General features: G+C 61.0%; 26 protein-coding genes. 13 read left to right on the top strand and 13 right to left on the bottom strand.

What is annotated here, in order from left to right:
* Positions 1-308 precede the first annotated feature (308 nt).
* The 3 genes from rpmG to rnr all read right to left on the bottom strand — a co-directional run bounded on the left by rpmG (position 309) and on the right by rnr (position 3,246).
* Entirely contained in the window at positions 309-476 is a 168-nt protein-coding gene (gene rpmG, locus QOV41_RS11330; protein WP_284576647.1) for a 50S ribosomal protein L33, read from the bottom strand.
* Positions 477-560: 84 nt separating this feature from the next.
* Positions 561-965: a DUF983 domain-containing protein gene (locus tag QOV41_RS11325; RefSeq protein WP_284576645.1), complete on the bottom strand. Its 405-nt coding sequence runs from the start codon at positions 963-965 to the stop codon at positions 561-563.
* A gap of 1 nt (position 966) precedes the next feature.
* Positions 967-3,246 (bottom strand): ribonuclease R, encoded by a 2,280-nt coding sequence (gene rnr / locus QOV41_RS11320; RefSeq protein WP_284576643.1) that lies wholly within the window; start codon positions 3,244-3,246, stop codon positions 967-969.
* A 633-nt stretch (positions 3,247-3,879) separates the two neighbouring features.
* Between rnr and QOV41_RS11315 the strand changes: the two genes are divergently transcribed.
* Positions 3,880-4,266, top strand: coding sequence for a VOC family protein (locus QOV41_RS11315; RefSeq protein ID WP_284576641.1), 387 nt, complete (start codon positions 3,880-3,882; stop codon positions 4,264-4,266).
* 7 nt (positions 4,267-4,273) lie between these two features.
* On the opposite strand, the gene topA is transcribed toward QOV41_RS11315, so the two are convergent.
* Entirely contained in the window at positions 4,274-6,901 is a 2,628-nt protein-coding gene (gene topA / locus QOV41_RS11310; protein ID WP_284576640.1) for a type I DNA topoisomerase, read from the bottom strand.
* A gap of 143 nt (positions 6,902-7,044) precedes the next feature.
* On the opposite strand from topA, the gene QOV41_RS11305 reads away from it, so the two are divergent.
* Positions 7,045-8,070, top strand: coding sequence for an aldo/keto reductase (locus tag QOV41_RS11305; protein WP_284581286.1), 1,026 nt, complete (start codon positions 7,045-7,047; stop codon positions 8,068-8,070).
* Here QOV41_RS11305 and dprA read toward each other — a convergent pair.
* The 5 genes from dprA to ruvX form a co-directional block, all read right to left on the bottom strand.
* Positions 8,067-9,194, bottom strand: a complete 1,128-nt coding sequence (gene dprA / locus QOV41_RS11300) for a DNA-processing protein DprA (protein WP_284576638.1) — start codon at positions 9,192-9,194, stop codon at positions 8,067-8,069. The genes QOV41_RS11305 and dprA overlap by 4 nt on opposite strands.
* Before the next feature lie 4 nt (positions 9,195-9,198).
* Complete coding sequence (gene plsY / locus QOV41_RS11295; RefSeq protein WP_284576636.1) at positions 9,199-9,795, bottom strand: glycerol-3-phosphate 1-O-acyltransferase PlsY; 597 nt, start codon at positions 9,793-9,795, stop codon at positions 9,199-9,201.
* A gap of 3 nt (positions 9,796-9,798) precedes the next feature.
* Positions 9,799-11,094, bottom strand: a complete 1,296-nt coding sequence (gene pyrC / locus QOV41_RS11290; protein WP_284581284.1) for a dihydroorotase — start codon at positions 11,092-11,094, stop codon at positions 9,799-9,801.
* On the bottom strand, positions 11,094-12,080 hold the full coding sequence (locus QOV41_RS11285; protein ID WP_284576634.1) for an aspartate carbamoyltransferase catalytic subunit: 987 nt from the start codon (positions 12,078-12,080) through the stop codon (positions 11,094-11,096). Before QOV41_RS11285 ends, pyrC begins: the two co-directional genes overlap by 1 nt.
* A gap of 72 nt (positions 12,081-12,152) precedes the next feature.
* On the bottom strand, positions 12,153-12,614 hold the full coding sequence (gene ruvX, locus QOV41_RS11280; RefSeq protein WP_284576632.1) for a Holliday junction resolvase RuvX: 462 nt from the start codon (positions 12,612-12,614) through the stop codon (positions 12,153-12,155).
* Positions 12,615-12,875: 261 nt separating this feature from the next.
* Between ruvX and QOV41_RS19745 the strand changes: the two genes are divergently transcribed.
* From QOV41_RS19745 to QOV41_RS11250, 7 genes are all read left to right on the top strand, one after another.
* The gene (locus QOV41_RS19745; protein ID WP_350149795.1) at positions 12,876-13,013 is read left to right on the top strand and encodes a DUF4160 domain-containing protein; all 138 of its coding nucleotides are present in this window, start codon (positions 12,876-12,878) and stop codon (positions 13,011-13,013) included.
* Positions 12,982-13,458 carry a DUF2442 domain-containing protein gene (locus QOV41_RS11275; RefSeq protein WP_284576630.1) on the top strand — a complete coding sequence of 159 codons (477 nt, stop codon included), beginning with the start codon at positions 12,982-12,984 and terminating at the stop codon, positions 13,456-13,458. Before QOV41_RS19745 ends, QOV41_RS11275 begins: the two co-directional genes overlap by 32 nt.
* A gap of 10 nt (positions 13,459-13,468) precedes the next feature.
* Positions 13,469-13,996: a hypothetical protein gene (locus QOV41_RS11270; RefSeq protein ID WP_284576628.1), complete on the top strand. Its 528-nt coding sequence runs from the start codon at positions 13,469-13,471 to the stop codon at positions 13,994-13,996.
* A gap of 85 nt (positions 13,997-14,081) precedes the next feature.
* Entirely contained in the window at positions 14,082-14,369 is a 288-nt protein-coding gene (gene gatC, locus QOV41_RS11265; RefSeq protein WP_284576627.1) for an Asp-tRNA(Asn)/Glu-tRNA(Gln) amidotransferase subunit GatC, read from the top strand.
* Positions 14,370-14,855, top strand: coding sequence for a GNAT family N-acetyltransferase (locus tag QOV41_RS11260; RefSeq protein ID WP_284576626.1), 486 nt, complete (start codon positions 14,370-14,372; stop codon positions 14,853-14,855).
* 43 nt (positions 14,856-14,898) lie between these two features.
* On the top strand, positions 14,899-16,383 hold the full coding sequence (gatA, locus tag QOV41_RS11255; protein ID WP_284576625.1) for an Asp-tRNA(Asn)/Glu-tRNA(Gln) amidotransferase subunit GatA: 1,485 nt from the start codon (positions 14,899-14,901) through the stop codon (positions 16,381-16,383).
* 117 nt (positions 16,384-16,500) lie between these two features.
* The gene (locus QOV41_RS11250) at positions 16,501-16,818 is read left to right on the top strand and encodes a hypothetical protein (protein ID WP_284576624.1); all 318 of its coding nucleotides are present in this window, start codon (positions 16,501-16,503) and stop codon (positions 16,816-16,818) included.
* A 36-nt stretch (positions 16,819-16,854) separates the two neighbouring features.
* Here the strand turns inward: QOV41_RS11250 and QOV41_RS11245 are convergent, their stop codons facing one another.
* Positions 16,855-17,112 carry a YjhX family toxin gene (locus tag QOV41_RS11245; protein WP_284576623.1) on the bottom strand — a complete coding sequence of 86 codons (258 nt, stop codon included), beginning with the start codon at positions 17,110-17,112 and terminating at the stop codon, positions 16,855-16,857.
* A gap of 254 nt (positions 17,113-17,366) precedes the next feature.
* Between QOV41_RS11245 and QOV41_RS11240 the strand changes: the two genes are divergently transcribed.
* From QOV41_RS11240 to gatB, 4 genes are read left to right on the top strand one after another with little or no spacing between them, the layout of a single operon-like run.
* Positions 17,367-17,681, top strand: coding sequence for a chorismate mutase (locus QOV41_RS11240; protein WP_284576622.1), 315 nt, complete (start codon positions 17,367-17,369; stop codon positions 17,679-17,681).
* Between the two features lie 9 nt (positions 17,682-17,690).
* Positions 17,691-18,209: a GNAT family N-acetyltransferase gene (locus QOV41_RS11235; protein WP_284576620.1), complete on the top strand. Its 519-nt coding sequence runs from the start codon at positions 17,691-17,693 to the stop codon at positions 18,207-18,209.
* A gap of 58 nt (positions 18,210-18,267) precedes the next feature.
* A complete protein-coding gene (locus QOV41_RS11230; protein WP_284581282.1) occupies positions 18,268-18,708 on the top strand; it encodes a GNAT family N-acetyltransferase in 441 nt (146 codons plus the stop codon).
* 17 nt (positions 18,709-18,725) lie between these two features.
* Entirely contained in the window at positions 18,726-20,225 is a 1,500-nt protein-coding gene (gene gatB, locus QOV41_RS11225) for an Asp-tRNA(Asn)/Glu-tRNA(Gln) amidotransferase subunit GatB (protein WP_284576618.1), read from the top strand.
* 65 nt (positions 20,226-20,290) lie between these two features.
* On the opposite strand, the gene QOV41_RS11220 is transcribed toward gatB, so the two are convergent.
* The 3 genes from QOV41_RS11220 to purN all read right to left on the bottom strand — a co-directional run bounded on the left by QOV41_RS11220 (position 20,291) and on the right by purN (position 22,269).
* Positions 20,291-20,473, bottom strand: a complete 183-nt coding sequence (locus QOV41_RS11220; RefSeq protein ID WP_284576617.1) for a hypothetical protein — start codon at positions 20,471-20,473, stop codon at positions 20,291-20,293.
* Positions 20,474-20,736: 263 nt separating this feature from the next.
* The gene (locus QOV41_RS11215; protein ID WP_284576616.1) at positions 20,737-21,633 is read right to left on the bottom strand and encodes a DMT family transporter; all 897 of its coding nucleotides are present in this window, start codon (positions 21,631-21,633) and stop codon (positions 20,737-20,739) included.
* Between the two features lie 93 nt (positions 21,634-21,726).
* On the bottom strand, positions 21,727-22,269 hold the full coding sequence (purN, locus tag QOV41_RS11210) for a phosphoribosylglycinamide formyltransferase (protein WP_415926708.1): 543 nt from the start codon (positions 22,267-22,269) through the stop codon (positions 21,727-21,729).
* Positions 22,270-22,289: the final 20 nt, after the last annotated feature.

Genomic DNA, 22,289 nt, shown 5'->3' with positions numbered 1-22,289 from the left:
TTGAGTTTGCCCGGCGAAAGCGTAGGTTGACGTCAACACCAGCGCGCCCCCCGACGAACCGGCCGCTGCGAGTTCCCTACGGCTCTTCTCAGGTCCGCCGCAACTCCTGAGTACCGTAGGGCGGTTGGTCCGGACGCGGACAGAGTGGCCTCTTCGACATGCCGCTCCGGACCAGCCACTCCTTTGTTCCCCTGACGTCTCTAGGCTGCCAACGATTATAGCGCCGGTCAACGGCACGGGTATAAATTAAAAGCCCCGCATCGCATGATGCAGGGCTTCCAAATGACTTAGCTCGTAAAGACGCCAGATTACTTGATCTTGGCTTCCTTGAACTCGACGTGCTTGCGGGCGACCGGATCGTACTTGTTGAACGAGAGCTTCTCGGTCTGTGTGCGAGCGTTCTTCTTGGTCACGTAGTAGAAGCCGGTGTCAGCCGTGGACACGAGCTTGATCTTGACAGTGTTGGCTTTAGCCATTGGAGTGTCCTCGACAAACAAAAGGGCGCCGCCAACGGGCAGCGCTCGGGAATTGCGCGCAACCTACGGATTTGCCGCCATATGTCAAGCCTTCTGCTCGCGCTGAGCCGGGTCGAAGCCATGCATCCGGTTTGCCCATTGGAAGCCGACGATAGCCCCCTTGATGGAAGGCAACATCAGGAGCGGCAGAACCACGGCGAGTGGTATCATGGTATAGAGATAGGTCAGCGGATTGACGTGCCAGATCATCTCCATATGCAGCATCACCGCCACGAGCAGGTGCCCCACGATCATGATGGCGATGTAGGGCGGGAAATCATCGGCGCGATGGAGGTTGAGCTGCTCGCCGCAGGCGCCGCAATAATCGGTGACTTTGAGATAGGCCCTGAACAGCTTGCCCTCGCCACAATGGGGGCACTTGCAGAGCGTCCCGCGCCAGGCCGCCTGGGCGACGCTGCGATTGTCGAGGGTGTGAGGTTCAGAGCTCATATCACTTCTTCCGACGGCCTTTGAAGCTGCGCGACTGAGATGGTCTGCGACTGCCGCGCTTTATAGATGACGGATTGACGCGGGTGCCCTCCGAGAGGAGTTCGAACCGCATCGCGCCGGCGACGGGTGCTGCTTCCAGCAGGCGCACGGTGACCCGCTCGCCCAGGCCGAACTTCTCCCCGGTCCGCTCGCCGATCATGGCCTGCTGCTCTTCCACGTAGCGATAGTAATCCTCGCCGAGGGTGGAGGCGGGGATGAAGCCGTCTGCCCCCGTTTCCAGCAGCCGAACGAACAATCCCGAGCGAGTCACGCCCGAGATGCGGCCTTCGAACCGAGCACCGATCTTGGTCGACAGGAACTGAGCCAGGAGCCGGTCGGAGGTTTCGCGCTCCGCCAGCATAGCCCGCCGTTCAGTGGCCGAGATGTGCTGGGCGATGCCGGGGAGCTTGAGTGCTTCCTGGTCGCTGAGCCCGCCGGTACCGAGATCGAGAGCCTTCACCAGGGCGCGGTGCACGATGAGGTCGGCATAGCGCCGGATCGGTGACGTGAAATGGGCGTATCGATCCAAGTTCAGACCGAAGTGGCCATAGTTCTCTGGCGCGTATTCGGCCTGCGCCTGCGAGCGCAGCACCATTTCACTCACCTGCTCGATGTTGTTGGCGCGGCGAGCTTGGGCGAGAATGCCATTAAAGTCCTTGGCCTTCACGGCATCTGACTTCTTCATGGCGATGTCGAGCGACCCCAGGAAGTCACGAAGGGCGGAGAGCTTTTCACCGGAAGGCTCATCATGGACCCGATACATCACGGGCGAACGCTTCTGCTCGAGCGTCTCGGCCGCCGCCACGTTCGCCGCGATCATCATCTCTTCGATGAGTCGGTGGGCATCGAGCCGCTCGGGAACATGGATGTCGCGCACCATGCCCTTGTCGTCGAGCAGGATCTTACGCTCAGGTAGGTCCAGGTCGAGTGGTCCGCGCTGCTCGCGTGCCTTGGTCATGGCTTCATAGGCTGCCCACAAAGGCTTGAGGACAGGTTCGAGAATGGGTCCGGTCTTGTCGTCGGGCTGTCCGTCAATCGCCGCCTGGGCCTGCTGATAGCTGACCTTGGCGGCCGAGCGCATCAACACGCGATGGAAGCTGTGTGAGCGCTTGCGCCCGTCGGCCCCCATGACCATACGCACCGCCATGGCTGCCCGTGGTTCACCTTCACGGAGCGAGCAGAGGTCGTTGGAGATGCGCTCGGGCAGCATCGGCACAACGCGGTCGGGAAAGTAGACCGAGTTGCCGCGCAGATAGGCTTCCCGGTCCAGCGCCGAGCCGGGCTGGACATAGGCGGAGACGTCGGCGATGGCGACATAGACTATGTGGCCACCCGGATTGTTCTCGTCCTCATCCGGCTGCGCATAGACGGCGTCGTCATGGTCCTTGGCGTCTGCTGGGTCGATGGTGATGAGCGGCAGATCGCGCCAATCTTCGCGCCCCTTGAGCCCCGCTTCCTTGGCTTCATCGGCCTCGCGCACGACGGCAGCAGGGAAGCGATAGGGAATTTCATAGGAGTGGATGGCGATGAGGCTGATCGCCCCTTCGGACATAGGGTTGCCGATCACATTGGTGACCTTGGCTCGGGGAATCATCAGGCGACCCGAGAGCTTAACCTCCACTTCGACAAGGTCGCCGTCCTTCGCGTCGCCAAGGTCTCCGGCGGGGATTCGCATTTCCTTCTGCTTGCGCTCCACGGGGATCAGACGTGCGCCATCCTCGTCCATGCGGACGATGCCGATATGGGCGCGACGCGGCTTGTCGAGGATCTTCATCGCCTTGGCGGTGTAGTGCGGGATCTCATCTTCGCCGGCATCGATGCGGGCCAAGATGCGGTCGCCAGGGGCGGGCACGACACGAGCGTCGCGGCCACCAAGGACCTGAACGCGTGGTCGCTCGCCCTCTTCGTCATTCCATTGTGCCGGGAAGGCGTGGAGATCGTCCGGGTCGGCATCGGTCGGGATGTCGAGGACGGTTACGGCAGGCAGCGCGGCAGTGCGGCGCAGTGCCTTGCGCGTGCGCGTTATGACGCCTTCGCCCTCGAGTTCTGCGAGCATGGCCTTGAAGGGCTTTCGCATTTCACCGCGAATACCGAAAATTTTCGCCAGGTCGCGCTTTCCCTTTACGTCTGGCTCGGTCGCCAGAGCTTCGAGCAATTGCTCGCGGGTCGGCAGTTCGTCGGCACGCAGCTGGCGCGCACGTTTAGGCCCCGATGTGTTCTTTGATGTTTTTGTCTTGGGCATGAATTCTGTTTCTTCTGGATATGATCCATAGATAGGGCAGTTGGCGCGCATTACCAAACAGACGTGAAAACACGCCGCCGGAACTTGGTTCCGCCGGTTGCGCGAAGTGGAGCGGACCCCGAGGCGACGCCGCCTCGTGCGATTGGTAGTAGGTGAGACGACTTCGCCTCGGGGTTAGCCGGGATTTGCCGGACCAGCTGGTGTTGCGTCTCCCCAAAACAGGCAGGGAGAGGCGTATATCCGGCCAACACCGCTCGGACCCACTCCGGGGGCGATCTCCCCGAAGTCCCGTGGTTCCACCCGCCTGTCTGTTCGCTGCAGCGCCGCTCCTGCGGGGGAATGGAGGGAGTGTAGCTGACGTTTAGGGGATGGGGATAGGTGGATAGGTGGATAGGTGGATAGATTAGGTGATGGGGTAGAAACCCCCACCTAGCCTCCCCCTGGGAGGGGGAGGAACCAATCGAGCTTGCCGCAGTGCCGGTGCTCCCCTTCACCTCCCCCTCCCAGGGGGAGGCCGGGTGGGGGTTCCCGGTGCAGCGTAGGGAGCGATGTACAATGCTCATGCTACGGCTTTGCGTAGACAGTTTCGGCGAGTACCCTCCGGTTGAGCGCTACGCCGAGGGGAGGATCAGCATGCTACCCAATCAGATCGAGGTCATCACCCTGTTCGTGAATGACATCGTGGGATCCAAAGACTTCTACCGTCGCATCTTTTCAGCCGATATTGTTTTTGAGGACGAGGTTTCGGCGGTGATTGACCTCTCCGGCACCATGGTGAACCTCCTGGCGGTCGAAGAAGCGCCGGCGCTTGTCGAACCAGCTGGTATCGCCTCAGCCAAGGCCGGAGCCAGCATGCTGTTGACGGTCCGCGTCGACGATGTCGACGCCGTTTGCAATGAGCTCGCCAAGGCTGGTGTTGCGCTGCTCAACGGCCCGATTGACCGACCATGGGGGCGCAGGACGGCCGCTTTCGCAGATCCGTCCGGGCACATCTGGGAAGTGGCTCAGGTGATCGCCTGATCCCTCCCTAGAAGGGGATATCCTCGTCAGCGGCAGTCTTCTTCTTCGGAGCAGCTTTCTTGGCAGTGGTCGCCTTTTTCGGCGCAGCCTTCTTGGCTGCAGGCTTTTTCGCGGCTGCTTTTTTGGCGGGAGCTTTCTTGATCTTGGTGCCGGTTGCCTCGGCACGCGCCGCGATCCATTCGAGAGCCTGCGCCAGCGTCACATCCTCGGGCTTTACGTCCTTGGGGATGGTGGCGTTGACCTTGCCCTGATTGACATAAGGACCATAGCGGCCGGCGCGCACAGTGACCGATCCGTTGTCATGCTCGAATGTCTGGATGGCAGCGGGGATCGCACCCTTGCCGCGGCTAAAACCGCCAGCAGCTTTCTGCGCGATGAGATCAACGGCGCGGTTGATCCCAACCGTGAAGACTTCCTCCACGTCAGGCAGGTTTGCATATTTGCCGTCGTGGAGGATGAACGGACCATAACGACCGATACCGGCGGTTATAGGCTGCCCACTCTCTGGGTGGAGACCCACTTCGCGCGGAAGCGAAAGCAGCTGGAGCGCTTTTTCGAGCGTAAGCGTCGTCGCCTCCCAGCCGCGGGGCAGGGAAGATCTTTTGGGCTCCTTGCTATCGCCGAGCTGAACATATGGGCCGAACCGGCCAGTCTTGAGGTGCACTTCCTCGCCCGATTCCGGATCGGTGCCGAGCACACCATCGCCCGGAGCTGCCTCGCTGGATTGCCCGGTCGCCGCGTCCGAGAGCTGCATGGTGTGCTTGCACTCGGGATAGTTCGAGCAGCCGATGAAAGCGCCGAACTTGCCCAGCTTCAGCGACAGGGTGCCGGTGCCGCAGGTGGGGCAACGGCGTGGATCGCCGCCATCCGCCTTGGGCGGGAAGATGTGGTCAGCGAGCAAATCATTGAGCGCGTCGAGGACTTCGGAAACGCGAAGGTCCTTGATCTCCTCGGTTGCGGCCGTGAAGTCGCGCCAGAAGTCGCGCAGCACCTGTTTGTAGTCGAGCTTGCCGGCCGAAATCTCGTCGAGCTGTTCTTCGAGCCCAGCAGTGAAGCCGTATTCGACATAGCGGTTGAAGAAGCTCTCGAGAAACGCCGTGACGATGCGTCCGCGGTCCTCGGGGTGCAGTGCTTTGCCCTCGAGCCGGACATAGTCGCGATCTTTAAGGGTGGTCAGCGTCGCAGCATAGGTCGAGGGGCGCCCGATGCCGAGCTCCTCCATCTTCTTGATCAGGCTGGCTTCGGTGTAGCGCGAAGGCGGCTGAGTGAAGTGCTGCTCGATGTCGACGCCCTGAAGGTCCGGCTTGTCGCCGACGGCCAGCGGCGGCAATTCGCGGCTCTCCTCGTCTTCGTTGTCGTCGTCCGACTTCGCTTCGACCCCATAAAGGGTGAGAAAGCCGGGGAAGGTGACGACCGAACCGGTTGCACGCAGCTCCACCGTGCGGCCCGGCACGTTCACCGCGATGCTCGCCGTCGTGCGATCGATCTCAGCAGAACGCATCTGCGAGGCGAGGGTGCGGCGCCAGATCAGCCCATAGAGCTTGGCCTGGTCGGCATCGAGATTGAGGTTCTCGGGCCGCTTGAACATATCGGTGGGGCGGATGGCCTCGTGCGCTTCCTGTGCGTTCTTGGCCTTGGTCTGGTAGATACGGGCTTTTTCGGGAAGGTATTCTTCGCCGAAATACTTGCCGATCACGGAGCGTGCCATGCCGATGGCCTCAGGCGCCATCTGCACGCCGTCGGTTCGCATATAGGTAATCAAGCCATCCTCGTAGAGGCGCTGTGCGATCTGCATGGTCCGGGACGGCGAGAAGCCGACGCGCGAAGACGCATCCTGCTGCAGCGAAGAGGTGGTGAAAGGCGCATAGGGATTGCGCTTGGTCGGCTTCTTCTCAACGTTGGTGACGTTGAACTGGCCTTTTTCGATCAGCTGCTTGATCGCTGCCGCGTCTTCGCCGGTCTTGATGTCGAGCTTGTCTGTCCGCTTGCCGTCGACCGAGAACAGGCGCGCAAGAAAGCTCTTGCCCTGCTGGGCCAGCTTGGCCTCAACGGACCAGTATTCCTCCGGTTTGAACCTTTCGATCTCGGATTCGCGTTCCGAGACAAGGCGCAACGCCACCGACTGCACGCGGCCTGCCGAGCGTGAGCCGGGGAGCTTGCGCCAGAGAATGGGCGACAAGGTAAAGCCCACAAGGTAATCGAGCGCACGGCGGGCGAGATAGGCATCCACCAGCGGCATGTCGATGTCGCGGGGATTGGCCATGGCTGCGGTCACCGCATCCTTGGTGATGGCGTTGAACACCACGCGCTGGACGGGGGTGTCCTTCTTAAGCGCTTTCTTCTGCCGGAGCACATCCATGATGTGCCAGGAAATGGCTTCTCCCTCACGATCCGGGTCGGTTGCGAGGATCAGTCCGTCAGCATTTTTGAGGGCATTGGCGATGTCGGCGACCCGCTTCTTGGCGGCGGTGTCGACCTCCCAGGACATGGCAAAATCTTCGTCGGGACGCACCGAACCGTCCTTGGACGGCAGATCCCGGATATGGCCGAAGCTGGCCAGGACTTCATAGTCCTTGCCCAAATATTTGTTGATTGTCTTGGCTTTAGCCGGACTTTCAACGACGACGACCTTCATGGGGTATCCTGTTCCGCAACGCCTTAAGCTTAAGGTCGCGCAACATGGTGAACCCGATGCACCCTGTCAACGGGCTGGCCGTTACCCTTGTGGCCCTCCCCGAAGGGGAGCTATTTTCACCGGCGATAAGAGGAGAAGAGAAGATGGAATACCGCAAGCTCGGCAACAGCGGCGCAGTCGTTTCGGCATACTGCTTGGGAACAATGACCTTTGGCTCGGAAGCCGACGAGGCGACCTCGTTCCGGATCATGGACGACTATGTCGAAGCGGGCGGCAATTTCCTCGACACAGCTGACGTTTATTCCGCCGGCGTCTCCGAAGAGATCATCGGTCGCTGGCTCAAGGGGAAGAAGTTGCGCGATCTGGTGATTGCCACCAAGGGCCGTTTTCCCATGGGGCAGGGACCCAATCACCTCGGCCTTTCGCGCAAGCACCTCAGTGAGGCGCTCGACGCTTCGCTTCAACGCCTCGATGTCGAGCAGATCGACCTTTATCAGATGCACGGCTGGGACGCGCTGACGCCCATAGACGAGACCTTGCGCTTCCTTGATGACGCCATCGCCGCCGGCAAGATCGCTTACTACGGCTTCTCGAACTTCCTCGGCTGGCAATTGACCAAGGCGGTGTGGATGGCCAGGGCGAATGGATATCAACCGCCGGTGACGCTCCAGCCGCAATACAATCTGCTGGTCCGCGACATCGAGCATGAGATTGTGCCTGCCTGCCAGGACTCCAGTATCGGACTTCTGCCTTGGTCACCATTGGGCGGGGGCTGGCTGTCGGGGAAGTACAAGCGTGACCAGATGCCCACAGGAGCAACCCGGCTGGGTGAAAATCCGAAGCGCGGCATGGAGGCTTTTGACAAGCGCAACTCCAACCCGATGACCTGGGAGGTCATCGGCGCGGTCGAAGACATTGCCAAGGTGCACAAGGCCAGCATGGCACAGGTGGCGCTCGCCTGGGTGGCCGCGCAGCCGGCGGTAACCTCGGTTATCCTGGGCGCCCGGACGACCGAACAGTTGGCCGACAATCTGGGCGCCGCATCACTGATGCTGACGCACGAGGATATCGCCAAGCTCGACGCCGCGAGCAAACCGGAGATGGACGATTACCCCTATGGCGAGGGTGGCATCAACCAGCGCAACCGCAAGATCGAGGGTGGCCGCTAGCTATAGCGCAGGGCCACAAGCTGCCCGCTGGACCACTCGATCTGGCCCGCCAGGTCGAGTTCCAGCAGCAGCATCTGCATGGTCGAAGCGGAGAGGCCCGATTGGCCGATCAATTCGTCGACGTCGACCGGTGTCGAGCTGAGGGAGGCTAGGAGCCGTGACTTTTCGTCGTCGCTCAGCGTGATCGGCGGCTCGCTCTCGAAATCGGTCGACCATTCCCGGTCGAAGAGAGCCGTGCGTCTCGGATCGACGCTGCCCAAGGTCTCAACGATGTCTTCGGCGCAGGTGATGAGCTTAGCACCCTGTTGGATCAGCGCGTTGCCGCCCTCGGCGCGAGGATCGAGCGGCGACCCGGGAACGGCGAAGACGTCGCGGTTTTGTTCAAGAGCCAGTCGAGCGGTGATCAGGGAGCCAGACCGCTTGGCCGCCTCCACCACGACAATTCCCAACGACAGACCGGAAACTAGTCGGTTACGCCTGGGGAAGTCGCGCGCGCGGGGCTCCCAGCCCAGCGGCATTTCGGTGATGAGCGCGCCGCCATTGTCCACAATCTCTTGCGCAAGCGGAACGTTCTCGTCGGGGTAGATCCTGTCGAGCCCACCAGCCAGCACGGCGATTGTGCCGGTGGCAAGGCTGGCCCGATGGGCAGCGGCATCAATGCCGCGCGCCAAACCGGAAATGATCGTATAGCGGCGCTCCCCCAGTTCGGTGGATAGCAGCCGGGTCATCTTGATGCCCGCCGAAGAGGCGTTACGAGCCCCCACGATCCCGACAGTTCGGTGCCAATCAAGGTTTTCGCCACCGACCAGCGTGACCAATGGCGGGCCGGCGTGAATGTGATTGAGCAGGTCCGGATAGTCCGGCTCGCCGGTGGCGACCAGGCGCGCGCCATAGCGGGTCAGACCGGTAATTTCATCCTCCGCCTGGGCTTGGGTCGTTATGCGAGAGAGTTTACCTGTGCGCCGGAGAAGATCGGGAAGGGCATCTAGCGCAGCCTCAGCGGAGCCGAAGCGGCTGAGCAACTGCCGGAAAGTGACTGGCCCGACATTGTCGGTGCGGAGCAACCGCAGCCAGGCAACACGGCGGGTGGGCGACAGAACTTGCTCTGCGCCCCTCTGGCTCATGGGATTAGGCCTTCTTGCCGGAGCCGATGGTGGGCTCAGTTCCCGCCATCAAGCGACTGATGTTCTCGCGGTGCTGGATAAAGAGGAGCACCGCCATGATCGCCGCGGTGCCGGCCAGCCATTCCCCTACGATGACATAGGCAAAGATCGGCGCCGTCGTGGCTGCGGTGAGCGCTGCCAGGGAGGAGAGCTTGCGGGTAAAGGCAATCAGCAGCCAGACCGCGCAGAAGATGAGACCGACCGGCCAGGAGAGTGCAAGGAGCGAACCGATAAACACGGCGACACCCTTGCCACCCTTGAAGCCGAGCCACGCCGGAAAGCAGTGGCCGAGGAAGGCCGCTACGGCTGCCACCATAGCAGCCTCCTCACCCCAGAACGCACGCGCGACCAGGATGGGCAGAGCAGCTTTTGCGGCGTCGAGCAGAAGGGTGAAGAAAGCCAGCCAGCGATTGCCGGTCCGCAGCACATTGGTGGCCCCGATATTGCCTGAGCCGATGGCGCGGATATCGCCCATCCCGGCAGCACGGGTCAGCAGCAGACCAAATGGAATTGAGCCGCAGAAATAGCCGAGGACGGCGGCAAGGAGCAGATTGGCGTACATCGATCAGTCTTCCTCGGTGTGGATGTGGACAGTTTTGCCACCCACGATGGTCCGCATCACTTTGCCAGCAAGCCGCGCACCTTCAAAGCTGGTATTGCGGGACCGTGAACGGATTTTGTGCTCCGCGACCTGCCAGGGATAGTCGGGATCAAAGAGGATGAGGTCGGCCGGAGCCCCCCGGGTGATGCGGCCGGAGGGGAGACGGAGGATTTCGGCTGGTCGACTGGTCATTGCACGAAGAACAGTCAGCAGGTCCACATCGCCGGAATGAACCAGGCGAAGTGCCGCTGCAAGCAGGGTCTCGAGCCCGATCGCGCCAATCGAAGCCTCAGCAAATGGCTGGCGCTTGACCTCGGCGTCCTGCGGATCATGATCGGAGTGGATGGTGTCGATCGTGCCGTTACGCAGTCCTTCGATGACCGCCTGGCGATCGTATTCGGCCCGCAGTGGCGGCGACAATTTGAAGAAGGTGCGGTAGCGTCCGATGTCGTTCTCGTTCAGCGCAAGATTGTTGATCGACACCCCTGCGGTAACCATCCGGTTGCGCTTCTTGGCGGCGGCGACGAGTTCGACCGATGCGCTGCAGGAGATTTGAGCCGCGTGATATTTCACCCCTGTGAGCGCAGCCAGCTGCAGATCCCTGCCGAGGGGAATAGTCTCGGCTTCCCGCGGAATGCCTTTGAGACCAAGCACAGTGGCGAACAAGCCCTCGTTCATGACCCCTTCACCAGTCAGCCCACGCTCCGACAGGTGATGCACTATCGTCATGTCGAAGTTGGCTGCGTAGCTCATCGCGGCCCGGAGTAGGGCGGTCGACTGAATAGATTCCCGCCCGTCGGTGAGGCACACCGCGCCCGCTTCCTTGAGGAGTCCGAATTCGGTGAGCTCCTGACCGGCGAGACCCTTAGTAAGGGCAGCGGCGGGTAAGACGTTGACCTTGCTCGTCACTTGGGCGCGACGGATGAGGAAGTCGACGAGAGCCCCGTCGTCGACGGTCGGCACGGTGTCGGGCATCATCACGAAGCTGGTGACGCCACCGGCAGCGGCAGCTTCGCCCGCGGACTGGAAGGTTTCCCGATATTCTTTGCCGGGCTCGCCCGTAAAGACGCGCATGTCGATGAGGCCAGGCGAGAGAACATGGCCTGCGGCGTCAACAACTTCGGCGCCGTCGGGCACCCCAACCGGTCCGTTCAGGGCGATATCGCTGATGCTGCCGCTCTCGACTAGTACAGCGCCCCTGGCGTCGGTCCCCGAAGCTGGGTCGACCACTCGGGCATTTTCAACAAGAAGGGGGCGCATCATGCTGCTGCTCCCTGGGACAACAAAGCGTCCAGCACGGCCATCCGGACGGCGACGCCCATCTCGACCTGATCGGTGATCACCGAGCGCGGGCCGTCGGCAATTGCGGGATCGATTTCGACGCCTCTATTCATCGGACCTGGATGCATAACGATGGCCTCCGGCTTGGCGCAGGCGAGCTTTTCAGCATCAAGGCCAAAGAACCGGTAGTACTCGCGAATCGACGGGATCATCTTGCCGTTGGCGCGCTCGTGTTGCAGGCGAAGCATCATCACCACGTCGACGCCTTTCAGTCCCTCGTTCATGTCGGTGAAGACTTCGGTGGCCAGATGTTCAATGCCTGCCGGCAGGAGATTACGAGGGGCGATCACCCGGGTTCGCACATGAAGCGCGCCCAGGAGCAGGAGATTAGAGCGGGCCACCCGGGAATTAGCGATGTCCCCGCAAATGGCCACGGTAAGACCGCCGAGGCGTCCCTTGTGATTGCGGATCGTGAGGGCATCGAGCAGCGCCTGGGTGGGGTGCTCGTGAGCCCCATCTCCAGCATTGACCACCGAGCATCCGACTTTCTGGCTCAAGAGTTCCACGGCGCCCGCGGCAGAGTGGCGGACCACCAGCACGTCCGGGCGCATGGCGTTGAGGGTAGCCGCAGTGTCGATCAGGGTTTCGCCCTTGGACACCGAACTGGTCTTGACCGACATATTGACCACGAGTGCGCCGAGGCGCTTGCCGGCAATTTCAAATGACGACTGGGTGCGGGTCGACGGCTCGAAGAAAAGGTTGATCTGGGTCTTGCCAGCTAGCGTCGGATGCAATTTCCGCTCCTGCCGGCTGACCGGCACCATACGCTCGGCCCGATCAAGCAGGTCGATGATCTCATGCTGCTGCAGGTCGGCGATGGAAAGCAGGTGACGCTGCCGAAAAGGAGGGAAATCGCCGGACGAACCGGCGGACGAAGCGGCCTGTTCGGCGCTATCCTGAGCCATAAGCTCCACATCCTTCTGGAGATTTGCTGCGGTCTAGCGGAGGCGAGAGCGCAATTCAACTCTGCCCAGCGATTATCCCCGCCGGAGCCGGTCCAGAGCGCCCTGGAGAATGTAGCTGGCCGCCAACTTGTCGACGACCTCGGCCCGCCGGTCGCGGCGCAGGTCAGCTTCGATCATCATCCGGGTAACGGCACTGGTGGAAAGGCGCTCATCCCAAAAGGCGATCGGCAGAGCTACTCTCTGAGCAAGGTTGCGCGCGAATGCCCGCGTAGACTGCACTCGAGGCCCTTCGGAGCCATCCATGTTGAGAGGCAGGCCCAGGATGATTGCAACGACGTGATTCGAGGCGATCAGTTGTTCCAAGCGTTCTGCGTCCTGGGTGAACTTGGTGCGCTTGATCGTCTCGAGCGGCGTCGCCGAGTAGCGCATAGCATCTGACACCGCGACCCCGATGGTCTTCGTACCGAGATCTAGGCCCAGTATCTTGCCGGTGGCAGGGATGGCCTCGAGGGGATTGCTCAGATCGTTCGACATACAGGTCCTTGACATTGAGGCATGCAGAACATACAGTGAACCTAGTTGCAAAAGACTCCTGGTATGATCGCTTAAGCACTCGGTTTAGCGGCTAAGTAGTTCTACTAATTAAAATCTGCGACGGCATCTGAGAAAGTGCGTGTGGCGCACTATTCGAGGGGGTAAGATGCCTACCATAGTGGAATTAGGTGCAGTGCATATCCGGATTTATGCGGATGACCATCGGCCGCCGCATTCCATATCTCGGCCCCCGATGGTGAGGTGTCCGTCAGCCTTGCTGATCTGCGTGTTTTGAACGGCCGCATGAGAAGGAAGGACCTTCAGACTGCCCTGAATTGGGCGCGTCAGAACCTGGAGCTTCTTGAGAATGAATGGAATCGAACTAACTCCAGAAGATGACTTCGTCGAAATCGGCGGGCCATTACCGCGTATTCGCAGTGCCCGGTTTGCTGGGGAGATGAAAGTCTCTGTCGAATGGGAAGGCGGAAAGGTCGAGATAGTCGATCTGCGCCCGGCGATCATGAGCCACAGGCATTTCGTCGCCTTACGCGACAACCCGGAACTGTTTGCTTCTTTCAGGGTTCGCGAGCGTGGGGACGCGCTGATGTGGCCCGATGGGCAAGAACTCTCTGCTGTTTGGATCGAAGAGCTCGCTCCCGTCACAATGCGCAATGACGAGTTTCGGCAGGCGATGGACGATCTGAGGCTGAGTTTGGACGGGATGGCTGCGCGACTCGGAATAGCAAGGCGGGTGGTTGCCGACTACCGCAAGGACAGGGCCATTCCTCCGTCGATCGCATTGGCGACCCGCTATTTGTTGGAACACCAACGTAGGGCGAGTTGACGGACGTGTCGTGAAACTTACCTGGTTCGGCGGGACGACCCTGCGCATCCATATCGGTGGTGCCATTGTGGTGCTGAATGCACGAGCGATGGCTGATATCGACGCTACTGAACTTGTTTCAGGCGCGGATCAGATCATTGACGGGTTTGGCGAGAGCCTGGCGCAGGTCAACCTCGAAGCATGGCGAAGGCGGCCGGCTCAACGGCTCATCGACAGCGAGGAGGGCGCCGGGGTTCAGGCTTGGGGCGGTGGTCGCGGGGCCGTTTTGATCGATGCAGCGGATGAAGCGCCTTTGCTCTTGTTGCAAGAGGCGCCTGGTCGTTTGGGGCGTTGGGCGAGCGGCTCCGTGGCCGTGCTTTTTGGGACCGACTCGGAGTTGATCCATCTCGGCAAGAGCCTGCTTGAGGGGGCGGTACCTCGGTTGATCGCTCTGGCCGGGGATGATGAAGCTGTTGAGCAAGCTTTTGCGGTCCTGCGCGAGAGGCTCGATGGCACTGGCTTGGTGGCGCTGGAACGGAGCATGGCGGTAGAAGTCTGAGCTGGATAGCCATTCCCATTGTCTTTTGCCGGTCGCGGTTGTTAATAACGCCCGCAAACAAGACGCCTATCCGGAGTTCAGCCTCATGTCCGTCGACGCCAGCACCGTCAAGCGTATCGGCCGCCTTGCCCGTATTCGCATCGAGGAGGACGAAGTCGCCGGCTACCAGGAAGAGCTGAATGCGATTCTCGGCTTCGTCGAGCAGCTTGATGAGGTTGATGTGTCGGGCGTTGAGCCGATGACCTCGGTGATGCCGATGACGCTCCGTCGTCGTGACGATGTCATTTCCGATGGCAGCTATGCCGACAAGATCGTCAGCAACGCCCCACTGAGTGAGGACAACTTCTTCATGGTGCCCAAGGTGGTCGAGTAGATGGCCATCTCTGTTGCCATTGAAGCCCCGCTGCAGGACGATGTTCGCCGGCTCGTGGCGGCATTGAACGAGCACCTCCTGCCGCTTTCGCCACCTGAATTCCAGTTCAAGATGACGGTGGAGCAGATGGCCGGCGAAGACACCACGGTGTTCGTCGCCCGGGATGAAGCTGGAGCTGCTGTCGGCATTGGAGCGCTTAAGGTACACTCAGCCGACCTGGGGGAGGTGAAGCGCATGTTCACCGACCCACACGTAAGAGGACAGCGGGTAGGCTCGGCTCTTCTTGCCTCAATCGTCGCGCTGGCTCGCGAAAAGGGGATGGCGATGTTGATGCTCGAAACGGGTACCGGCGACGGCTTTGCGGGGGCCCATCGGCTCTACACCCGCAGCGGATTTCGCCCGCGCGGCCCCTTCCTCGATTACCCCGACAGCGAGTGGTCGGCCTTCTTCGAGATGCCTCTCGAAGCCCCCGCTGAACCCGCATAACCTATTCGCATCCTGGCGCTAACGCACAAGGAAAGTGACTGATTTGACCGACCTAACCAAACTCACCATCGCCGAAGCCCGCAAGGGACTGGCCGCCAAGGACTTCACGGCTGCCGAGCTCACTGGCGCCTATCTGACGGCAATCGAAGCAGGTAATCCGGCCCTCAACGCCTATGTGGCGGTCACTGCCGACCAAGCTACGGAGATGGCCAAGGCCAGCGACGAAAAGCTCGGCAAGGGGGAAGCCGGTCTTCTTGAAGGCATTCCGGTCGGCATCAAGGATCTGTTCGGCACCAAGGGTGTGCATACCCAGGCAGCCAGCCACATCCTCAACGGTTTCAAGCCGGAATATGAGTCTACCGTCACGAGCAATCTCTGGCGCGATGGCGCCGTCATGTTGGGCAAGCTCAACATGGATGAATTCGCCATGGGGTCGTCCAACGAGACGAGCTATTACGGCCCGGTGATCAACCCCTTCCGGGCCGACGGTAGCAATGCCAATCTGGTGCCGGGTGGTTCCTCGGGCGGTTCGGCATCCGCCGTTGCCGCCTGGCTGTGTGCGGGTGCGACGGCAACGGACACAGGCGGCTCGATCCGGCAGCCGGCAGCTCTGACTGGTACTGTTGGGATCAAACCCACCTATGGTCGCTGCTCGCGCTGGGGTGTGGTCGCCTTTGCCTCCTCGCTTGACCAGGCGGGGCCGATCGCGCGCTCTGTCGAGGATGCGGCGCTGATGATGACCTCCATGTCGGGTTTTGACCCCAAGGATTCTACCAGCGTCGATATGCCGGTACCGGACTTCGCCGCTGCGGTCGAGCGGGGCGTCAAGGGCCTGACGATCGGTGTCCCGCGGGAATACCGCATGGATGGCATGCCGGCGGAGATCGAGAAACTTTGGCAGGAGGGCCTAGAATGGCTCAAGGCCGAGGGCGCGACAGTCCAGGATATCTCCTTGCCGCACACCAAATACGCCCTGCCGGCCTACTACATCGTAGCGCCTGCCGAAGCCTCGTCCAATCTCGCTCGATATGACGGTGTGAAATATGGCCTACGCGTTAGCGGCAAGGACATCACCGACATGTACGAGCTGACCCGCGCCGCCGGGTTCGGGCGCGAAGTGAAGCGCCGCATCATGATCGGGACCTATGTGCTCTCGGCCGGTTACTATGACGCCTACTATGTGCGCGCTCAAAAAGTCCGCACGCTGATCAAGCGGGACTTCGAGGACGTATTCAACGGCGGCGTGGACGCCATCCTCACGCCGGCAACGCCCTCCGCCGCGTTCGGTATCGGTGATGAAGACATGGCGAATGACCCGGTTAAGATGTACCTCAATGACATCTTCACCGTGACGGTGAACATGGCGGGGTTGCCCGGTATCGCCGTTCCGGCCGGCAAGGACAGCAAAGGCCTGCCACTAGGCCTGCAACTGATCGGCAAGCCGTTCGACGAGGAGACCCTATTCGCCGCGGCGCGTGTCATCGAAAAGAGCGCGGGCGGAGACTTCGCACCAAGGCGCTGGTGGTAGGGCGCGCATGCGCTACTTGATCGTGTGGCCGTTCCGCACTACCTGCGCGGCATGCACAAATTGAAACTGGTTGTAGCGCCGCCTCTGGCGACGCCCGGGCCGACAGGAACTTCGCCGATGACCGTCGACATCTTCACCTCGCTCGATTGGTCCGAGCCGCCCAAGGACATGAGCAAGCCACTCCAGGCGCTTTGGTGGATCAAAAAGGGCGGTCTGCGCGTGGGTCCCGAGTGGGAGCAGGCGCACAACATCGTGCAATCCATGGAAGGCGTGCAGGCGTTCGACTGGGTTCATGCCTTGATGCACTGGATCGAGGCCGACATGGGCAATGCCGATTACTGGTATCGTCGCGCTGGCAAGCGGCGCGCGACGGCAAGCGTCTCGGCCGAGTGGGAACACATTGCGGCGGCCTTAAGCGACGTGACCCGTCACTAGTGTCAAGGCCGGGCAGTTTGCCCGGCCCTGTTGCTTTCAGCGATTGTCGAGCTCACTGCGAACGAGCTCTAGCCCGCGACGCGTGATCCGGTAGGGGCGACCGTCCGAAGAGGCGATTGCCTTCTTGGCTTTGAGCTTCCGGAACAAGGTGAGCTTGCAGCTGGTCATCAGCCAGCCGTCTCGGTTGAAGAATTCAAGATCGACGATCTTGCCACGCTGATCCTTGATGACAGCGATGCAACCGCCTTGCGCGAGTGCATGCAGCACGCGCTGTTCGTTGCGGGAAATGTCCATTGATGTGAGATGCCTTGGCAGCGGGCACGCGGCCCGCGAACAAACGGAGCCATCCGTCGGCATCACGCGCGACGGCCGGCTGGTTCATTCATGCCCGTCGCGATGCGGACGGGCGCTTAGGCAATCTCAGACAAGCTACACATCTGATGATCAATAAGCGTGGGCTTGGCTGAACTCCAGATACTGGCAGGAGCATGGTTGAAATCGGCGCTGATGCGGTGCAAACCAGCAACAGCCCGTTAGCGAGGATTGCCGTGACTGAACACAAAGCTCCCGAACAGTGTCAGAGCAAGGACGACGTCCGTGCCGAAATCGACCGCATCGACCACGCACTTCTGCGGCTGTTCGCCGAGCGCCACCGCTACGTCACGCGCATGGCCCAGATCAAGACAGACCCGCACGAAGCGCGTGACCTAGCCCGGATAGAGGCCGTAATAGCAAAAGTGCGCGATCGCAGTTTGGCTCTTGATCTTGATGAAGATCAGGCCGAACTTGTGTGGCGAACCCTAATCGATTGGAACATCAATTACGAGAAGGGCATCATCGCGGCGCGGCGCCGCACGCAATAGGAGGGAGCCATGGCAGGCATCCGCATTCGCAAGGCCGAACAAGCTGATGCCCGCCGCCTGTCCGACATTGCATATCGTGCTTGGGAAAGTGGAATATTCCCGCTGCTGACCGATCAGGTCGGATTGAAGCAGTCCGAGCAGCGCCGTCTGACTCAAGCCGTTTCGGAGACGCTGCCCCGCATCATTGTAGTAGAGGTCGATGGTATCGCAGTGGGATGGTGTTCTCGCGCTACCCGACGTGCCTACATTCCGTACCTCTTTGTCATGCCCGAATTGCAAGGACACGGCTTGGGCTCGTTTCTGCTCAGACGCATGGAATCGATGCTAGAGCTTGAGGGGGCCGAGCGAGTGCAACTCGAAACCCCCGCTGACAACGTGCGCGCAGTTCGTTTTTATGAGCGGCAGGGTTACCGCATTCTGGCGCTGCGGCCTGACGGGCGGGCCGCACATGAACCGTTTATGAGCGTGCATCTCGAGAAGAAACTGCTGCCCTTTGATGGCGAGATAGACGATCTCGACGAAGAGTGATGCCCCAAACTTCCTGATCGTGTCGGCAGATCCGCAGGATGCTTCGGCACTCGGCGCGATGGGGTTTGCTTCCTGGGAGGAGAGTGCCTTCGGAGCGGATGATGCCGGTCGTGCTGATCGAACTTCCCTCCGGTCGGAGTTCGTGAACTTCTGCGAGACTCATTCAGACAAGCTGGTGGTGGCGAAGGATCTCCGCGGCAATTTGCTCGGCTGGGGAGCGCGGGAACATGGCGACCACAACATCTCCGATCTCTGGGTTGCGCCGCATGCGCAGGGTAGGGGCGTGGGAGCGGTCTTGCTTGGCGCCCTCGAAGCGGCTATCGCCTCTAATGGGTTCGCCTTTTCCGAACTCGAAACCTATGCCGGCAATGTCGGAGCGGTTCGCTTCTATGAGCGCTGGGGCTATCAGCCGGTCTGGCGCGGTAGCAAGTACTCCGCGAGCCTGAAGTATGAATTGGACAAAATCCGCTTCCGCAAATACCTCGCGGTGGTGGAGTAGTGGGATAGCCTTAGACAATGAGCATCGTCGACACCCGTACGCCCGATCCGAAGCGTCTGATTGCCGGCTCCACCGGTGATTGGGAGGTCATTATCGGCATGGAAGTCCATGCCCAGGTAACCAGCGAGAGCAAACTTTTCTCGGGCTCGTCGACAGAATTCGGCAATCCACCCAACTCCAATGTCTCGTTCGTCGATGCCGCCATGCCGGGCATGCTGCCGGTGATCAACGAGGAATGCGTGCGGCAGGCCGTGCGTACGGGTCTTGGCCTAAAGGCTCAGATCAACAAGCGTTCGGTTTTCGACCGCAAGAACTACTTTTATCCCGATCTGCCGCAGGGCTATCAAATCAGCCAGTTCAAGGATCCGATCGTCGGCGAAGGCAAGGTGTTGCTCGACGTCGATGGCGAGACCATCGAGATTGGCATCGAGCGGCTGCATCTGGAGCAGGATGCCGGCAAGTCGATCCATGACCAGCATCCCAATATGAGCTTTGTCGACCTCAACCGGTCCGGCGTGGCGCTGATGGAGATTGTCTCCAAACCCGACCTGCGGTCTTCCGAGGAAGCCAAGGCCTACCTCTCCAAGTTGCGCACGATCCTGCGCTATCTTGGTACTTGCGACGGCAACATGGAGCAGGGTTCGATGCGCGCTGACGTCAATGTCTCCGTGCGTCGCCCGGGCGGTGAGTTTGGCACGCGTTGCGAGATCAAGAACGTGAACTCGGTGCGGTTCGCCGGGCAGGCGATCGAATACGAGGCACGACGCCAGATCGACATTCTTGAGGACGGCGGCGTCATCGACCAGGAGACGCGCCTGTTCGACCCCAAGCTTGGTGAAACGCGCTCCATGCGTTCCAAGGAAGAGGCGCATGACTACCGCTACTTCCCCGATCCCGATCTGCTGCCGCTTGAGTTCCACGATGCATTCATCGCCGAATTGGCAGAGCACCTGCCTGAACTACCTGACGAAAAGAAAGCCCGCTTCGTCAATGATTATGGGGTGACCCCATACGATGCCATGGTGCTGACCCTCGACCGGGAGACGGCAGACTACTACGAATCCTGTGTTGCGTTCGGCGATACAAAGCGGGACGGCAAGGCCGTCGCCAATATGCTCAATGCCGATGTTGCGGCGTTCGCCAATAGCCAGGGTCTTGCGATCTGGGAGACCCACCTTCAGCCGCGTCAGATTGCTGGGATCGTCGACCTCGTCGCCGCCGGTACAATCTCAAGCAAGGGTGCAAAAGATCTGCTGCAGATCATCATTGGCGAGGAACCGGAGGGCGAGCCTTCCGAGATCGTCGAGCGGCGCGGCATGAAGCAAGTGACCGACATGGGCGCGATCGAGAAAATCGTCGACGAAATCATCGCGGCCAATCCAGATCAGGTGGAGAAGGTGAAGGCCAAGCCCACCATGATCGGCTGGTTCGTGGGCCAGGCGATGAAAGCATCGGGTGGCAAGGCCAATCCGCAGGCCCTGAATGAAATGATGAAAAGCAAGCTCGGGCTCGAGTAGAAGCGCGCGACGGCGTCAGTATCCCGGAGCATTCCTCCGGCGCGTAAGCACCTACCAGCATTCGCTTACGGGTTAGGGTCGTTGCCGGGGCTCGATGGTAGTTCGGGGTCCACCGGCTCCTGTTCTCCGTTCCTCAGAGGAGACGTGTGCGGCCGCTTGGCGTCGCTCGTGGGCAGTGCCTTGGGCATCGGTGGGACGCCGACGGGGCGGCTGGCAGGAGCTTCCTCGGGCTTAGCTTTGTGTGCCATCTAAACCTCCCGCGGAATGGGCTCATGCCCGGGAGCGGGGGGCAACTCAGGCTGCACCGGAGGCATTGGCTCTTCCACCGGCTGGTCCGGTGTCGGAACCTCAGCGGGATGCGGCGGGTAGGGGTCTACCGGTTGGGGCTGGGGCGGCTCCGGCTGGGGCACAATCTCTGGTGGTGCGCTCGGATCTATGTCGGGTCGGGGCTGGTTCATTCGAGGCTCCTTGTTGAAAGCCAAACGAACGCGGTTGGAGGGGAGTTCCGGGCTTATGCCGGCACCCGGCGTCCCCAGAAGTTCAAGATGCGGCCATCGATCAGCAGCAGACCGAGGAAAATGACGGCCATGCCAGCGACGTGCACTGGCAGGATCGTTTCGCCGAGAAGGCCCATTCCCAACAGGATCGCGACGACCGGGGTTACGAAGGTGTTGGACGCGAAATTGGTGGCGCCAATGCGGGGCAGGACCCGGTACATGATCTGGAACGTCAGCGCGGTCGAGAAAACACCAAGCGCTATCCAGGCGGCCCAGGTCTCGGCATGTTCGATGTGTGGCAGGCCTTCGGCGACGAGAGCAACCGGAACCGACGCCAGGGCTGCACCAGTGAGGGCCACAGTGGCGATGGTGGTCGGCTCGACGTCCCGGAAGGACCGTGCCACATTGAGCGTAATGGCATAGAGCACCGTCGCGATGAGGCACGCTCCAATCGCCCACAACTGTCCATTGCCGCTTCCCGCCGCCAAGGCGGGGGACGCTAGCAGTGCCGCACCAGCGAAGCCGGCGACAACACCCATGGCTTTGTTGTAGCGGGCCTTTTCGCCGCCCAGCCAGAAGTGAGAAACGATCACGGTCATGATCGGCGTCAGGGCGTTGATGATCGCGGTGAGCCCACTGGGAATGTAAGACTGGCTGAGCGGGAACAGCGTGAAGGGAATGGCGTAGCTGAACACCCCAAGCAGACCCAATTGGAAGTAGAGTTTGGGACTGCGCAGGAGCGGCTTTCTCAAGACGAAGAACACCGCCCAACTGGCGACAGCCGCAATGGTGACACGGCCGGCGGCCACCGTGACTGGCCCAAGTTCACGGATCAAAACCGCATTGAACAGGAACGAACAGCCCCAAATGCTACCGACGAAGATGATGAGCGCCCAATCACGGGTGGACATGGTGATTCTCCCTTGAGAAGCCGGACGCTACGCCTCGGCGGGGACAAGGTCGAACCGATTTTGACGATGAGAACCATCAGCGGTTCTGATGGACTACTGGTTGAAGGCTACTTCTCCGGCTGCCAGCATCCGTAGCGCCTCGGGGTAGATCCGGTGCTCCTCGACGAGAATGCGCGCGGCGAGCGTCTCGGGTGTATCGCCCGGCAAAACCGGTACCTTGGCCTGCAGAATGGCCGGACCCTCATCTAGTCCTGGGGTCACGAAATGGACCGTGCAGCCGTGAACAGAGCGAGCATCGGCCAATACGCGCGCGTGCGTGTCGAGCCCACGATAGTCCGGCAGCAGGGAAGGATGGATGTTGATCAGGCGTCCAGCCCAATGTTGAGTGAACTTGGGCGTCAAAATCCGCATGAAGCCGGCAAGGCAGACGATCTCGACCGTCCAGCTTTCCAGGATCTGAGTTACTGCGTCCTCAAACCCCTCGCGGCTCGGAAAACTGCTTTGTGCCAGTGAGGTCGTGGCGATGCCCTCGGCAGCAGCGAGAGCAAGACCTGGAGCGGCAGCCCGATTGGACAACACGCCGACGACCTCAGCGGGAAACTCCGGTGCTTTCGCGGCCCCGATCAACGCTGACATGTTCGAGCCCCGGCCCGAGA

Origin of the sequence: Devosia sp. RR2S18 (genome assembly GCF_030177755.1) — a bacterium.
Lineage (GTDB): Bacteria > Pseudomonadota > Alphaproteobacteria > Rhizobiales > Devosiaceae > Devosia > Devosia rhizosphaerae.
This window is presented reverse-complemented; position numbering and strand designations above follow the sequence as displayed.